Source organism: Corynebacterium sp. UMB8791 (assembly GCF_054166365.1).
The window spans coordinates 16196-31188 of sequence record NZ_JBSZCG010000114.1 but is presented as its reverse complement, the minus strand read 5'-3'; the positions used below and the strand labels follow the sequence as shown (position 1 = coordinate 31188).

At 57.7% G+C, this 14993-nt stretch carries 15 protein-coding genes; 13 read left to right on the top strand and 2 right to left on the bottom strand.

Annotated elements, in window-relative coordinates; genetic code table 11:
• The first annotated feature begins 393 nt into the window (after positions 1–393).
• The 13 genes from atpB to ACXIUA_RS05560 all read left to right on the top strand — a co-directional run bounded on the left by atpB (position 394) and on the right by ACXIUA_RS05560 (position 10463).
• Positions 394–1188 carry a F0F1 ATP synthase subunit A gene (gene atpB / locus ACXIUA_RS05620; protein WP_070362617.1) on the top strand — a complete coding sequence of 265 codons (795 nt, stop codon included), beginning with the start codon at positions 394–396 and terminating at the stop codon, positions 1186–1188.
• A gap of 106 nt (positions 1189–1294) precedes the next feature.
• The gene (locus tag ACXIUA_RS05615) at positions 1295–1537 is read left to right on the top strand and encodes an ATP synthase F0 subunit C (protein WP_070362616.1); all 243 of its coding nucleotides are present in this window, start codon (positions 1295–1297) and stop codon (positions 1535–1537) included.
• 47 nt (positions 1538–1584) lie between these two features.
• Positions 1585–2154 (top strand): F0F1 ATP synthase subunit B, encoded by a 570-nt coding sequence (locus tag ACXIUA_RS05610; protein ID WP_070362615.1) that lies wholly within the window; start codon positions 1585–1587, stop codon positions 2152–2154.
• Between the two features lie 5 nt (positions 2155–2159).
• Positions 2160–2993 (top strand): F0F1 ATP synthase subunit delta, encoded by an 834-nt coding sequence (locus tag ACXIUA_RS05605; RefSeq protein WP_070362614.1) that lies wholly within the window; start codon positions 2160–2162, stop codon positions 2991–2993.
• 9 nt (positions 2994–3002) lie between these two features.
• Positions 3003–4673 (top strand): F0F1 ATP synthase subunit alpha, encoded by a 1671-nt coding sequence (gene atpA, locus ACXIUA_RS05600; RefSeq protein ID WP_256007778.1) that lies wholly within the window; start codon positions 3003–3005, stop codon positions 4671–4673.
• 52 nt (positions 4674–4725) lie between these two features.
• Positions 4726–5700, top strand: a complete 975-nt coding sequence (locus ACXIUA_RS05595; protein ID WP_070362612.1) for a F0F1 ATP synthase subunit gamma — start codon at positions 4726–4728, stop codon at positions 5698–5700.
• A 3-nt stretch (positions 5701–5703) separates the two neighbouring features.
• Positions 5704–7197: a F0F1 ATP synthase subunit beta gene (gene atpD / locus ACXIUA_RS05590; RefSeq protein ID WP_070362611.1), complete on the top strand. Its 1494-nt coding sequence runs from the start codon at positions 5704–5706 to the stop codon at positions 7195–7197.
• A 9-nt stretch (positions 7198–7206) separates the two neighbouring features.
• Complete coding sequence (locus ACXIUA_RS05585; protein ID WP_070362610.1) at positions 7207–7581, top strand: F0F1 ATP synthase subunit epsilon; 375 nt, start codon at positions 7207–7209, stop codon at positions 7579–7581.
• Between the two features lie 169 nt (positions 7582–7750).
• The gene (locus tag ACXIUA_RS05580; RefSeq protein WP_070479530.1) at positions 7751–8224 is read left to right on the top strand and encodes a DUF2550 domain-containing protein; all 474 of its coding nucleotides are present in this window, start codon (positions 7751–7753) and stop codon (positions 8222–8224) included.
• Positions 8225–8269: 45 nt separating this feature from the next.
• Positions 8270–8962 carry an endonuclease NucS gene (gene nucS, locus ACXIUA_RS05575; RefSeq protein ID WP_070479532.1) on the top strand — a complete coding sequence of 231 codons (693 nt, stop codon included), beginning with the start codon at positions 8270–8272 and terminating at the stop codon, positions 8960–8962.
• A gap of 15 nt (positions 8963–8977) precedes the next feature.
• Positions 8978–9265, top strand: a complete 288-nt coding sequence (locus ACXIUA_RS05570) for a hypothetical protein (protein WP_457976340.1) — start codon at positions 8978–8980, stop codon at positions 9263–9265.
• Positions 9266–9275: 10 nt separating this feature from the next.
• The gene (locus tag ACXIUA_RS05565) at positions 9276–9581 is read left to right on the top strand and encodes an MTH1187 family thiamine-binding protein (RefSeq protein ID WP_070479533.1); all 306 of its coding nucleotides are present in this window, start codon (positions 9276–9278) and stop codon (positions 9579–9581) included.
• A gap of 3 nt (positions 9582–9584) precedes the next feature.
• Positions 9585–10463 carry a tetratricopeptide repeat protein gene (locus tag ACXIUA_RS05560; protein WP_457976338.1) on the top strand — a complete coding sequence of 293 codons (879 nt, stop codon included), beginning with the start codon at positions 9585–9587 and terminating at the stop codon, positions 10461–10463.
• A 56-nt stretch (positions 10464–10519) separates the two neighbouring features.
• Here ACXIUA_RS05560 and glgB read toward each other — a convergent pair whose 3' ends face one another.
• Together glgB and ACXIUA_RS05550 are read right to left on the bottom strand one after the other, a co-directional pair.
• On the bottom strand, positions 10520–12724 hold the full coding sequence (glgB, locus tag ACXIUA_RS05555; RefSeq protein WP_256021076.1) for a 1,4-alpha-glucan branching protein GlgB: 2205 nt from the start codon (positions 12722–12724) through the stop codon (positions 10520–10522).
• Positions 12725–12758: 34 nt separating this feature from the next.
• Positions 12759–14783, bottom strand: coding sequence for a maltotransferase domain-containing protein (locus ACXIUA_RS05550; protein WP_457976337.1), 2025 nt, complete (start codon positions 14781–14783; stop codon positions 12759–12761).
• Between the last annotated feature and the right edge of the window lie 210 nt (positions 14784–14993).

Genomic DNA, 14993 nt, shown 5'->3' with positions numbered 1-14993 from the left:
TTTTCTATGTCGGAATGTAGGGGAATTACTACCGAATTTGTGGGTGTCTACCCCTTTTTGGAACGGGTGTGGGGGAAGTAACATTTTAGGTGAAAACGCCAGTACCAGCCATATTTTAATGGCGTGTAACCGAAAAATGCTCAGAAGAAGCTTTGGAAGACCCCCTAAAGCGTGAAAATACGCTGTGACCTGTTAAAGTATCGGGCGGGTTAGTTAAGGTCTGCTGCTTCCTTATTTTTCGCTGGAAGAAGCACGAAAATACATCCCCTGTCCCGTGGTAGAAGATGTGCGACGGAGTCCGCCACGGAGACAGCTTGTTGGAGACGTCCATCGCACCGCACGTTAAGTGCGGCCCGAGAACGGGAGAGAACGCTGAGCGTTACAACTTTGGCCATGAAGGGTACATTCCACGCACCCCAATTGGGTCCAGAATTTTTCCCGGGGCACACGTTCGACCAGTTTATTGGTGAAGATTTCGCCAATGGCTGGTTCGCGCTGGACCGTATCATGCTGGTTCGCCTGTTCATGGCGGCAGTACTGGTGGTCCTCTTTGTTATTGCTTTTAGGAAGCCAAAACTGGTTCCTAAGGGTCTGCAGAATATCGGTGAGTTGGGCGTGGATTTCGTCCGCATCCACATCGCCGAAGACACGCTGGGGAAGAAAGAGGGCCGGCGCTTCTTGCCGGTAATCGCGACAATCTTCTTCACGATCCTGTTCATGAATGTCGCCACGATCATCCCTGGCCTCAACATCTCGCCAAACGCACGTATCGGTATGCCGATTGTGTTGGCCGTTGTCGCCTACATTGCGATGATCTACGCGGGCGTGCAGCGCTACGGCGTTGCCTTCTTCAAGCACTCGACCGTGATTCCTGGGTTGCCGTTCGCTCTGCACTTCCTTGTTGTGCCGATCGAGTTCTTCTCGACGTTCATTCTGCGTCCGGTCACGCTGGCACTTCGTCTTATGGCGAACTTCCTGGCTGGCCACATCATTCTCGTTCTGCTGTACTCTGCTACGAACTTCTTCTTCTGGCAGATCTCGGCCTGGACGAGTGTGTCAGGGCTGACCCTGATCGCGGCGTTGCTGTTCACCCTGTATGAGTTAATCATTATCTTCCTGCAGGCGTACATCTTCGCTCTGTTGACTGCGGTGTACATCGAACTGTCGCTGCATGCAGACGCGCACTAACAAAGCGCAACCTACTGGTCAAACTGAATAAACCCCATACAAATTGTCACTCGTTTGTTTGCAGGAAGCGTTGCAAGCAAACACCAAGAAAGGGAACGACTTTCACATGAACGACATCATTCTTGCTCAGGCAGCAGCCGCTACCGAATACACCGGTCTCGGCACCATCGGCTACGGCCTCGCTACCATCGGCCCTGGTATCGGCATCGGCATGCTGGTCGGTAAGACCGTTGAGGGTATGGCACGTCAGCCAGAGATGGCCGGCCAGCTGCGTACCACCATGTTCCTGGGTATCGCCTTCGTTGAGGCACTTGCCCTGATTGGCCTCGTTGCAGGCTTCCTGTTCTAAAAAGAACTCACGAATTCCACGTACACTTTTTAGATCAGGAGCAACCAATGACTAACGTCAACGATATTTTCGTGTTGGCAGAGGGAGAGAAGCTTCCGCTTGAGACGGAGCCGTCCATTCTCCTGCCTGCCATGTACGACGTGGTTTGGTCGACCGTTGTCTTCGTCATCGTGTTCTTGCTCTTCTGGAAGTTTGTCCTTCCGAAGTTCCAGGAAGTACTGGCGGAGCGCGAAGACCGAATCAAGGGCGGCATTGAGCGTGCTCAGGTTGCCCAGGCCGAGGCTAAGGCTGCTCTAGAAAAGAACAACGCTGAACTCGCTGAGGCACGTGCCGAAGCTGCTGAGATCCGTGAAGCTGCCCGGGCAAAGGGCAAGGAGATTCAGGCAGAACTTCGTGAGCGCGCTGAGGAAGAGTCTCGTCGAATTGTTGAAGCAGGCGAAAAGCAGCTTCTGGCTTCCCGCGAGCAGGTCGTCGCTGAACTGCGCAACGAGATGGGTCAGAACTCCATCAGTCTGGCAGAGCGTCTGCTGGGTACCGAGCTTTCGGATGATACCCGCCGCTCGAACACGATTGATGCTTTCCTCGCCGAACTCGACAACGTTTCTACGAGGAAGTAGGCGAAATGAAGGCAGCTAGTCGCGAAGCACAAACAAAAGTTTCTGAGCAGCTTGATCAGCTGATTCAAGGGGCAGGGGACACCGTTGCTGTTGCATTGCAGCTCGGTACGGAATTGTTCCTGACCGTGGATCAGCTGGACGCCGAGCGTGCACTGCGCATCGCTGTCGCTGATAACTCGCTTGATGCCGCGCAGCGTCGCGGGATCATCAACGATGTTTTCGGTGCCAAGGTGGCAGAGCCTACGGCACAGATCCTTGCTGCAGCAGCTTCCGAGGAGTGGTCAAACCCGCGCGAGTTCCGCGCAGGCCTGATCAACCTAGGTCGACGCGCGCTGATGAAGGGCGCGGAGGCTCAAGGGCAGTTGGAGCAGGTCGAAAACGAGCTGTACCAACTCTCCACCTTGCTTGAGAAGGAGCGGAAGCTTACTCAGCTTCTCTCCGACCGAACCGCTACAGCCGCACAGAAGCGCGGTCTGCTTGCGAATGTCATTTACGGCAAGGTCACCACGGTTACTGAAGCGCTAGCTTTGCAGGTCATTGGCCGTCCAGAACACCACCCGGTAGACGATCTCGCTGCTCTGGCAGCTGACGTCGCCGCGTTGCGTGGGAAGGCCGTGGCACGTGTGGTCACCGCACAGGCGCTCTCTGATGCGCAGCGCGATGCACTGGCACAGAAACTTGAGAACATTTACGGTCGTGAGATGGCGATCCATTCTGAGGTTGACCCCAGCCTCCTCGGTGGACTGACCATCCGAGTCGGCGATGAACTGATTGACGGGTCGACGCGCGGTAAGTTGAACCGCATGCGCACCGACCTTCTCGCCAACGCGACCCTTTAGTAAGAGATAATGCTGGAACAAACTACCGAGAGCAGGAAGAACATGGCGGAGCTGACGATCTCCTCCGATGAGATCCGTAGCGCGATAGCGAACTACACCTCGAGCTACTCCGCGGAGGCCTCCCGTGAGGAGGTCGGCGTGGTGACTTCGGCTGCAGATGGTATTGCCCAGGTTTCCGGGCTGCCAGGATGCATGACGAATGAGCTGCTCGAGTTTCCGAACGGCGTCATTGGCGTCGCACAGAACCTTGAGACCGATTCGATCGGTGTCGTGGTTCTGGGTAATTTCGAGACCCTCACCGAGGGCGACCAAGTAAAGCGGACAGGCGAAGTTCTGTCCATCCCGGTCGGGGAAGAGTTCCTCGGCCGTGTTATTAACCCATTGGGCCAGCCGATTGACGGCTTGGGCCCGATTGAATCCAACGAAGAGCGCGCGCTTGAGCTGCAGGCTGCAGGCGTTCTCGACCGCCAGCCGGTTGAGGAGCCAATGCAGACTGGTATCAAGGCTATTGACGCCATGACCCCAATTGGTCGTGGTCAGCGTCAGCTCATCATTGGTGACCGTAAGACTGGTAAGACCGCAGTCTGCATCGACACCATCCTGAACCAGAAGCACTTCTGGGAAACCGGTGACCCGTCGAAGCAGGTTCGTTGCATCTACGTCGCGGTGGGCCAGAAGGGCTCCACGATTGCCGGCGTTCGTGCAACCCTCGAGCAGCACGGCGCGCTTGAGTACACCACGATTGTGGCTGCACCTGCATCCGACTCCGCAGGCTTCAAGTGGCTCGCACCATTCTCTGGTGCAGCGCTGGGCCAGCACTGGATGTACCAGGGCAAGCACGTGCTGGTGATTTACGATGACCTGACCAAGCAGGCAGAGGCATACCGTGCCATCTCGTTGCTGCTGCGTCGTCCACCAGGCCGCGAGGCATACCCAGGTGACGTGTTCTACCTGCACTCTCGTCTGCTGGAGCGTGCTGCGAAGCTCAACGATGAGCTGGGTGCAGGCTCGTTGACCGCACTGCCGATCATCGAGACGAAGGCTAACGACGTGGGTGCGTTCATTCCTACCAACGTCATCTCGATTACAGACGGCCAGGTCTTCCTCCAGTCCGACCTCTTCAACCAGGGTGTTCGCCCAGCTATTGACGTGGGTATCTCCGTGTCCCGTGTCGGTGGCGCTGCGCAGACTAAGGGTATGAAGAAGGTTGCAGGTAACCTGCGTCTCGACCTTGCTGCATACCGTGACCTGGAAGCGTTCGCTGCGTTCGCGTCCGACCTCGATGCAGCTTCGAAGCGCCAGCTCGAGCGCGGTCAGCGTCTCGTAGAGCTCCTCAAGCAGTCGGAGAACGCTCCGCAGCCTGTTGAGTTCCAGATCGTATCTATCTGGCTTGCAAACGAAGGCGCCTTTGACGTCGTTCCCGTCGAAGACGTGCGTCGCTACGAGTTCGAGCTGCAGGAGCACATTCGCTCCGTCGCTCCGGAAGTCTACGAACAGATCTCCGGTGGCGCTGCGCTCGACGATACGAGCAAGCAGACGCTGCTGCGCGTCAATGATGACTTCGCTCGCTCGTTCCAGTCCTCCACCGGTGAGCACATCGTGCGCGAGCCAGAGGCGGATCCGCTGGACAAGCGTGAGGTCAAGAAAAATACCCTTAACGTCGGCCGTTCCAAGAAGTAGTTCTTGGAACAAGACGTAAACGTCTACATATAGGAAGGGAGGAGAGTAAACCATGGCAACACTTCGCGAACTACGTGACCGTATTAGGTCTGTAAACTCCACGAAGAAAATCACTAAAGCCCAGGAGCTGATCGCGACTTCGCAGATCACCAAGGCACAGCAGCGCGTCGAAGCGGCAAAGCCGTATGCCGACGAGTTGAAAGACGTCATGGAACGCCTCGCAGCTGCGAGCTCCCTCGATCACCCCATGCTCCGTGAGCGTGAGAATGGTCGAGTCGCAGCAGTCCTCGTGGTCACATCAGACCGCGGTATGGCCGGCGGGTATAACCACAACGTGTTGAAGAAGGCAGCAGAGCTCGAGCGCATGCTTGAGGAAGCTGGCTACGAAGTCGTCCGCTACATCACGGGCGGTAAGGGCGTGACCCACTACCGTTTCCGCGATATGGAGGTCGAAGGCTCTTGGACCGGTTGGTCCCAGAAGCCTTCGTGGGAAGCGACCCACGACGTTCGTCGCCACCTGATCGACGGCTTCATGGCGAGCTCTGAAGGGACCGCTAAGTGGCGCGAGGGCCTGCACGGCCCTGAGGGGCAGGAGGTTCGTGGCTTCGACCAGGTACACGTGGTGTACACAGAATTTGTGTCGATGTTGACACAAGAAGCCAGGGTGCACCAGTTGCTCCCAATTGAGCCGGTGCTTGAGGATTACGAGTACGAGCAGGAAGACATGCTCACCACAAGCGGGGATGTGCAACCGGACATGGATTTCGAACCTGATGCGGATACGCTGATGGACGAACTGCTTCCGGCGTATGTTTCTCGCTCGCTGTACTCGATTTTCTTGGAGGCATCTGCAGCGGAGTCCGCTTCACGTCGTACGGCGATGAAGAACGCTACGGACAATGCGACCGAATTGGCGAACAACTTGTCCCGTGAGGCTAACCAAGCCCGTCAGGCAAAAATTACCCAGGAAATCACCGAGATTATCGGCGGCGCTGGCGCGCTGTCTGGTAGTGGAGAAAGTGACTAAATCATGACTACTGCTCACTCTTACGACGAGCTCGGCGAGGAGCCAACGGGTCAGGCTCAGAATGAGTCCGATTTCGCTCAGAACCCGGCAGGGTCTGAGAATGGCCGCGTCGTGCGCGTCATCGGCGCAGTCGTCGACGTGGAGTTCCCGCGTGGCGAGCTGCCCGCTTTGTACAACGCGCTTGAGGTTGACATCGACCTCGGCGAAATGTCCCGCACCATCGTGCTTGAGGTAGCCCAGTTCTTGGGTGACAGCCTCGTCCGCACGATCGCCATGGCACCAACCGACGGTCTGGTCCGTGGCGCACAGGTACGCGACTCCGGCAATCCGATCTCCGTTCCGGTTGGCGACCAGGTCAAGGGCCACGTGTTTAACGCGCTTGGTCAGTGCTTGGACGACCCATCGGTCGGCGTCGGTGGTGAGCGTTGGGGCATCCACCGCGAGCCACCAGCGTTCAAGGACTTGGAAGGTAAGACCGAGATCCTTGAGACCGGCATTAAGGTCATCGACCTGCTTACCCCTTACGTGAAGGGTGGCAAGATTGGCCTCTTCGGTGGTGCTGGTGTCGGTAAGACAGTTCTCATCCAGGAGATGATTACGCGTATTGCACGCGAGTTCTCCGGTACCTCCGTGTTCGCCGGCGTCGGCGAACGTACCCGTGAGGGTACGGACCTCTTCCTCGAGATGGAGGACATGGGCGTTCTTCCAGATACGGCCCTTGTTTTCGGCCAGATGGATGAGCCGCCAGGGGTTCGTATGCGTGTCGCGCTGTCCGGCCTGACCATGGCGGAGTACTTCCGCGATGTTCAGAACCAGGACGTGCTCCTGTTCATCGATAACATCTTCCGTTTCACCCAGGCTGGTTCTGAGGTTTCGACCCTGCTGGGTCGTATGCCATCGGCCGTGGGCTACCAGCCAACGCTGGCAGACGAGATGGGTGTTCTCCAGGAACGCATTACCTCGACCAAGGGCCGTTCGATTACGTCGCTGCAGGCAGTTTATGTTCCGGCTGACGACTACACCGACCCGGCTCCGGCCACGACCTTCGCTCACCTGGACGCGACGACCGAGCTTTCGCGTTCCATTGCTTCCAAGGGTATCTACCCAGCAGTGGATCCGCTGACCTCGACCTCGCGCATCCTTGAGCCAGGTATCGTCGGCGAGCGTCACTACGAGGTTGCACAGCGAGTTATCGGTATTCTGCAGAAGAACAAGGAACTGCAGGACATCATCGCAATTCTCGGTATGGACGAGCTTTCCGAAGAGGATAAGGTCACGGTTATGCGTGCTCGTAAGATCGAGCGCTTCCTGGGCCAGAACTTCTTCGTCGCTAAGAAGTTCACCGGCGACGAGGGCTCCTACGTACCTCTCGAGGAGACCATCGATGCCTTCGAGAAGCTGTGCAACGGTGAATTCGATGCATACCCAGAGCAGGCATTCAACGGCCTGGGTGGCTTGGATGACGTTGAGGCTGCCTACAAGAAGCTGCAGGGCTAGGAGGCAATAATGGCTGAACTTACCGCTCAATTAGTCTCGGTAGACCGTTTGCTCTGGAAGGGTCCAGCAAGCATCGTGACTGCTCAGACTACCGAAGGTGAGATCGGCATTCTGCCTGGCCACGAACCCATCCTTGGTCAGCTCAAGGACAATGGTGTCGTGACCATCCGCCCAATCGACGGCGAGCGCATCGTCGCCGCCGTCCAGGGTGGGTTCCTTTCCGTGCAAGGTGACAAAGTGACCATTCTTGCGGATTACGCCATCTTCGCCCACGAAGTGAATCGTGATGAAGCTCAGGCAGAGCTTCAGAACATTGATGACGCACTCGCGAAGTCTCGTGCAGAGGCCGAGCTTGCTGCCGTCCGTCGCAGTGAATCTCGCTAACGCGGTCACCGCGTAGGAGGAAGGTAGAGCGCCACGCTCAACCTTGTAAAGCCCCGCTGTTTTAGCAGCGGGGCTTTCCGTTTCTTCGTTGCTTGCACTGGCAGCGAAGGTCGCTAAAATGAAGCGCATACTTTCATCAAGGTCGGTTTGAACGAAGCAGAGGTGCAATGTGATCGTTTTACTGTACGTGGCATTGTTCTTTGTGTTCTTTGTTATTACTGTGTGCGTGTGGCGCTTTTTAATGTTCCGCAACTCCGGCGCGATAGGCCTGTTCCGACAACTCCCGGCCACCGGGGTCCACGGTTGGCGCCACGGTGTGCTGATCTATCACGCGGAGGAGCTCCGTTTTTATAAACTGCGGTCCTTGTCATTCCAGTACGACATGTGCATTGAGCGCACCCAGACCAGCTTCGAGGGAATGCGAGCGCTGAGTCAAGAAGAGCAGTCGTTCATGCCAGGGATTAAGGAAGCCGTACTGCTGCACGGTGCCGATGGCGATATTGAATTCGCGGGCCAGAAGCGCGCGCAGATGGCGTTGATTTCATGGATTGAGTCTGCACCTGATGAGCGGCAGGAAAAGGTTGATTACGAGGCGCTGCGTCGGCGTGCGCTGCGTGACCGCGGCCGCGATCAGCGCAACTAGCGGGATAATTCCGTACAGAATGACACGACCGGTAGCCTAGTATCCATGCGTCTTGTCATTGCTCGCTGTTCAGTAGATTATGTTGGTCGTCTCGATGCGCATTTGCCGTCTGCGCTTCGCCTTATTTTGATGAAAGCTGACGGGTCTGTGTCGATCCACGCAGACGACCGTGCTTATAAACCACTGAATTGGATGACACCGCCGTGCACGATACGTGAACAAGCCGTCGTGGATATTGATGGGGAAGACACGGGGGACGAGTTGTGGATCGTGGAGAACCCAAAAGGCGAACAGCTTCGCATAACGGTCGAGGAGATCGTGTCTGATACCAACGTGGAGCTCGGTGAAGATCCAGGTCTTGTGAAGGACGGGGTGGAAGCGCACCTACAGGAGCTGTTGGCTGAGCATATTTCTACGCTCGGCGATGGGTTTACGCTCGTCCGCCGTGAGTATCCGACGGCGATTGGCCCAGTCGATCTGCTCGCCAAGGACGCAGACGGCAAGACAGTTGCCGTTGAGGTGAAACGCCGGGGAGGGATCGACGGCGTCGAGCAGCTCAGCAGGTATGTTGAACTGCTTAACCGCGATAGCGTACTTCGTCCAGTACAGGGTGTGTTCGCTGCGCAGGAGATTAAGCCTCAGGCCCGCACGCTCGCGGAAGATCGTGGTTTTCGCTGTATTGTGCTGGACTATGACGACCTGCGTGGAATCGAATCAGACGAGCTGCGCCTGTTTTAGAGGAGCGATGTAGCAGTGCCGCGGAGAAATCGGCGTCGAAATATCCAGCCGAGCTACGTGCTGCCACGAGATGGTTCTACTTTCATTGGGACCCAAGAAATGGAGGGGCCCGGGTGGACACAGGGCGAGACTTACAAGGTACGCCAGATTGGCTCTGCCGCAGCCCGAAAGTTCTATGTGTGCCCCGGCTGTAACCAGAACATCCCGCCCGGCGTAGCTCACGTAGTTGCGTGGCCAAAGGAAGTGGGGCGCGGCGCGGATGACCGGAGACACTGGCATAAACATTGTTGGTCCAGGCGGTAGGGTAGGAGGCATGATTGCAGCATTTTCAGTAGCACCAGCCGTCACTGATACACCGAACGCTGAAATGTCGCAGGCTGTGGCCCGCGCCGTGAAGGTGGTTCGCGAATCGGGGCTGCCGAACGAAACGACCGCCATGTTCACCACCATCGAGGGTGAGTGGGACGAGGTGATGGACACCATTAAGCGTGCGACGCAGGCTGTGGAGGAGGTTTCTCCGCGCGTTTCGTTGGTGATTAAAGCGGATATCCGTCGTGGGTTTACAGATATGCTCCACCAGAAGATGGAGTCCCTGAACAAGCATCTCGAGGAGAACTAGGACGTGACAGGACCACAATTTACGGCAGGAGCTGTTGATTTAGCTCAGGTAGCAAAGCAGGCGGAAGCGCGCGAAGAAATGCAGCGCGAGGGGTTTGTGCCTGTGTTTACCGTCTCCGAGGCGGATCTCGAAGCCAAAGTACTGCAGCGCTCAATGCAGATTCCGGTTGTCGTTCATGTCGGTAGTGCGCGTTCAGCTGATTCCGAGTCGCTACGGGCGACGTTGACCAAGTTGGCTACCGGTCAGCGAGGATTCGCGTACGCATACGTTGATGCTGATGCCACTCCGCAGATCGCGCAGGCGCTTGGTGTACGGATTGTTCCGACCACGCTCGCGCTCGCTGCTGGGCGCCCACTGACGAGCTTCGAGGGGGATCAGTCGGAGGAAGAATTGAAGCCTTGGCTCGAGGCATTGGTGAGCAACGTTGGCAGGCAGTTGCAGGGCCTAGACGAGGAGCCCGTTGAGGATGCTGCCCCAGCAGAGGACCCGCGTTTGGAAGAGGCAGCTCGTGCGATGCAGGCAGGTGATTTCGATCAGGCTACGGCTATCTACGATGCGATGCTGAGCGAGGAGCCTGGTAACAAGGAGGTTGCGCAGGCGAAGGCGACGGTGGCCGTCGTCAAGCGGCTTGACCCTGCGAACTTGTCGGTTGATCCTATTGCTGATGCTGCGGAGCACCCTGACGATGTCGCGAAACAGATGGTGGCTGCTGATGCTGAGCTCGTGTCCGGTGCGCCTGAGAGAGCATTCGACCGTCTGTTGGGCTTGGTCAAGCAGTCTCCAGAGGCGAAGGAGCGACTGCTCGAGCTCTTCGGGCTTTTCGACGCCGGCGACCCGCGTGTGCTCGCCGCTCGTACGAAGCTTGCGAGTGCGCTGTTCTAGCGTGATATGCAAAAGCCCGGGCCTGCAGGAACTCCTGAGGCCCGGGCTCTAGCGTTCTAGCGGCTCAGCTTGTACAGCTGTGCGCTCATTGCTGGTACGTGCAGCTCGATCGAGTGAGGGAAGTGATCCCACTGAACATCGTCGCTGTGCACAGTGTGTGGCAGGTCGTTGTTGGCACCGCCGTAGACGCCTGCGTCCGTGTTGATGAGTAGCTCCCACTCACCGGCGACCGGCAGGCCGATCCGGTAATTTGGCTGGGAAGCTCCGGACATGTTGATGACGGCCAGCACAGGGTTGCCCTCGGTATCCCACCGGAGGTAGGCGAGGATGTTGTGCTGTGAGTCGTCGCCCTTGACCCACTGGAATCCGGCAGGCACATTGTCCTGCGCGTACAACGCAGGGGTGTCGACGTACACCCGGTTGAGGTCGCGAACCAGTTGTTGGATACCGCGGTGGTACTCGTGGCCCCAGCCGTCAGAAATATTGTCCCAGTTGATTGAGTTCGCTTCGTCCCACTCGGTGGTCTGGCCCCAGTCACAGCCCATGAAGAGGAGCTGCTTGCCTGGGTGGGAGAACATATAGCCGAAGAGCGTGCGAAGGCCGGCGGCCTTGTTCCAGTCATCGCCAGGCATGCGCTGCCAAAGCGAGCCCTTGCCGTGGACTACTTCGTCGTGGCTAAACGGCAGGACGTACTGCTCGGAAAACGCGTAGACCAGTGAGAACGTGATCTCATTGTGGTGGTATGAGCGGTGAATCGGGTCGAGGGAGAAATACTCGAGGGTGTCGTTCATCCAGCCCATGTTCCACTTCAGGGAGAAACCGAGGCCGTCGTTTTCCGTCATAGCGGTCACGCCTGGCCAAGCAGTAGACTCCTCCGCGATGGTCACGATGCCTGGGTGGTTGCGGTGAACCGTTGCGTTCATCTCTTGCAGGAATTGGACGGCGTCCCAGTTTTCGCGCCCACCAAACTGGTTCGGGAGCCATTCGCCAGGCTGGCGGGAGTAATCGAGGTAGAGCATTGATGCGACGGCGTCGACGCGGAGGCCATCGATGTGGAACTCTTCGCACCAGTACAGGGCGTTAGCGACCAGGAAGTTGCGAACTTCGTTGCGCCCGAAGTCGAACACGTAGGTGCCCCAGTCTTTTTGCTCGCCACGGCGCCAGTCGGGGTGCTCGTAGAGGGCAGTGCCGTCGAAGCGGGCGAGTGCCCAGTCATCCTTCGGGAAGTGGGCTGGCACCCAGTCGACGATGACCCCGATGCCTGCTGCGTGTAGGTCGTTGACGAGTGCGCGGAAATCATCTGGAGTCCCCCAACGGGCGGTTGGGGCGTAGTACCCCGTGACCTGGTAGCCCCAAGAGCCACCGAATGGATGCTCGGCCACCGGGAGGAACTCGACATGGGTGAAGCCGTTTTCCACGAGGTACGGTACGAGCTCGTCGCGCATCGTCTGGAAGGTTGCGCCCTTCTTCCATGAGCCGACGTGGCACTCGTAGACGCTCATTGGGGAGTTGGTCGGGTCTGCTTCGCTACGCTTTTGCGCCCAATCCTCATCTGTCCACTTGAACTCGGAAGGGGCGGCAACCACGGAGACGGTCTCTGGAGGTGTCAGCGTTTGCTTCGCCAGAGGGTCGGCCTTGTCGATGCGACGGCCGTCGGACGTCTGTACTGCAAATTTGTACGTGGTGCCTGCCTCAATGCCCGGGATGAAGATCTCCCACACTCCAGTCGAACCGAGGACGCGCATCGGGTACTGGTTTGGGTTCCATGCACAGAAGTCACCGACGACGGCTACGCCCTGTGCGTTCGGGGCCCATACAGCGAACGAGGTACCAGTGACGGTGCCGAGCGTCGTCTCGTAGGTACGGACGTTGGCGCCGAGCACCTCCCAGAGACGCTCGTGGCGGCCTTCGCTAATCAGGTGCAGGTCGAGCGTGCCGAGTGTAGGCAGGAAGTGATATGCGTCGGCGACGGTCACCGGGTCGCCCTCGGGGTAGTGCACCTTGAAGCGATAGTCGGGCGCAGTGGTGTCGGTCAAGCCGATCGCCCAAATATCGTCGCCAAGGGACTGCATTTGCCGGATCTCATCGTGGATGAGTAACTCGACGTTCGTTGCGCCGAGGAATCGGGTGCGAATGAGGGAGCCCTCGGGTGCCGCGTGCCATCCGTAGAAGTCGTGCGGTGCGTGGTGCTTGCATTCGAGGAGGCGGTGCCGGTCGTGAGCCGGGATCAGCAGTGCTGGGTTGACTGAATTTGCAGACATAATGATCTTTCTAGCGTCTGTTTGGTCGCGGTTGTTATGGGCGGTAGTCGTGATCTGAAATTTGCCGGAAAGCGAGCGCTTCTCTCTTCTGTGGCGCAACATCAGGCAGCTTGAGAATGTGAGCGACGTTGACTTCCGGTGCGAGGCGCACGTAGTTTTCTGATCCCCAGTCGTAGTACGCGTCAGTTACCAAGTCATGGACGGCAAACTGCGCACCATATTCGAGACCAACTGCCGACGCGTCGAGGTACAGCGTGCCTTCCTGCGCGTTCCAAGGGTCGAGATTAACGACGACGAGGACCGCGTTGCCAGAGATCGCATCGACCTTCGAGTACGCGAGGATCTGGTCGTTGTCCACGTGATGGAAGCGAATTTGACGTAGCTGCTGCAGCGCAGGCTGCGCCTTGCGGAAGCGGTTCAGCGAAGTGATGTAAGGCTCTAGAGACTGCCCGTTATCGAGGGCTGTCTGGAAGTCGCGTGGGCGCAGTTCATACTTCTCGGAGTGGTTGTACTCTTCGCTACCTTCTGCGACGGCTTCGCCTTCGAAGAGCTCAAAGCCGGAATATACGCCCCACAATGGGCTCATTGTGGCGGCAAGCGTGGCGCGAATTGCGAACGCGGCTGGACCTCCGTACTGCAGCGAGGTGTGCAAGATGTCAGGCGTGTTCACGAAGAGGTTCGGGCGCGAGACATCCGCGACGTCGACCATGTGCTCAGCGAAGTCGATGAGGTCACTCTTAGATACTTTCCAGGTGAAGTGAGTGTAGGACTGGGAGAACCCTGCCTTCGACAGCCCGTACATCACTGGTGGGCGGGTAAACGCTTCGGCCAAGAAGATGACGTCGGGGTGCGTCTCGTGGACGCGGGTGATCAACCAGTGCCAGAAGTTCACCGGCTTCGTGTGCGGATTGTCCACACGGAACGTTCGGATGCCCAGGTCTACCCAGTACATGACAACCCGGTAAATCTCCTCGTAGACCTTCTCCGGGTTGTTATCGAAGTTGATCGGGTAGATATCCTGGTACTTCTTCGGCGGGTTCTCGGCGTAAGCAATCGTGCCGTCTTCCAAGATGGTGAAGAAGTCGGGGTGCTCGCTCGCCCAAGGGTGATCCGGCGCAGCCTGCAAGGCCAAATCCAGCGCTACCTCCAATCCGAGTTCGTGCGCATGGTCAAGCATCGCGCAAAACTCTTTCTCACCACCGAGCTGCGGGTGGAAGGCATCGTGCCCACCGTCTCGTGAACCGATCGCCCACGGGGAGCCGACATCACCCTCCTCGGCGACAAGTGTGTTGTCTTTGCCCTTCCGGTTGATCTCACCGATTGGGTGGATAGGAGGGAAGTAGACCGTGTCAAAGCCCATTGCAGCAACGCGATCGAGCGCCTTCGCAGTGGTAGCCCAGGTACCGTGAACCGGGTTGCCTTCATCGTCCCAACCGCCGGTGGAACGCGGGAAGAGCTCGTACCACGAGTTCACCAGCGCATCGCGTCGTTCTACGTAGATATCGCAAATAGGCCCATGGGTGACGAGCTCCCGAAGCGGAAAAGCATTGAGTACTTCGAGTACTTCGTCAGAAATGCCGGCGAGAATTCGTTCAGCCAGTGGCAGCGCGGGATTATCAAGCGCCGCAGCGGCCCGTTCGAGCACCTCGCGGTCTGGGGCCGGAGTCTGCGCAATTGCGGCTTCAAAAAGGTGGATGCCGTGGGCGATGTCGTTCGCCATTTCTTCGGTAGTCTGCCCGGCCTCCAGCTTCTTTGTGACGGCGTTGCGCCACGTCGCCATGACGTCACTCCACGCATCAACGCGGTAGCGCCACAGCCCCTGAGCATCGGGGACAAACACCGCATGGGTGTAGTCCGGGCGGTACGGTTCTTGCTGCATGTGAATGGAGTACTGTTCTCCATTCGGATCCGTAATAACCAAGCTTGCAGCGATAGCGTCGTGGCCTTCTCTCCACACCAGGGCAGAGACTGGCACAACCTCACCTACCACCGCCTTTGCCGGAAGAGTTCGCCCGGAAACTTGAGGGCGTACGTCGTCGATACCAAAGCGTGCAACCATGTCGTTTTTGTCCTCACATGTGGCCGATGGAAGTCGGACACACCTATAGGTGTGCTCTTTCTTCTCTCAGACTAGCTAACTCTCGCGTTAAATATCGACATAAGGGTTCGCTTTCATCCGTGGCGATTCTCATACAACGATATGGTTACACTGAGAACTCAGTCGCTTGTTTTTCTATCCACCAAGACGCCGAAGTAGAAAGAAGCCAGA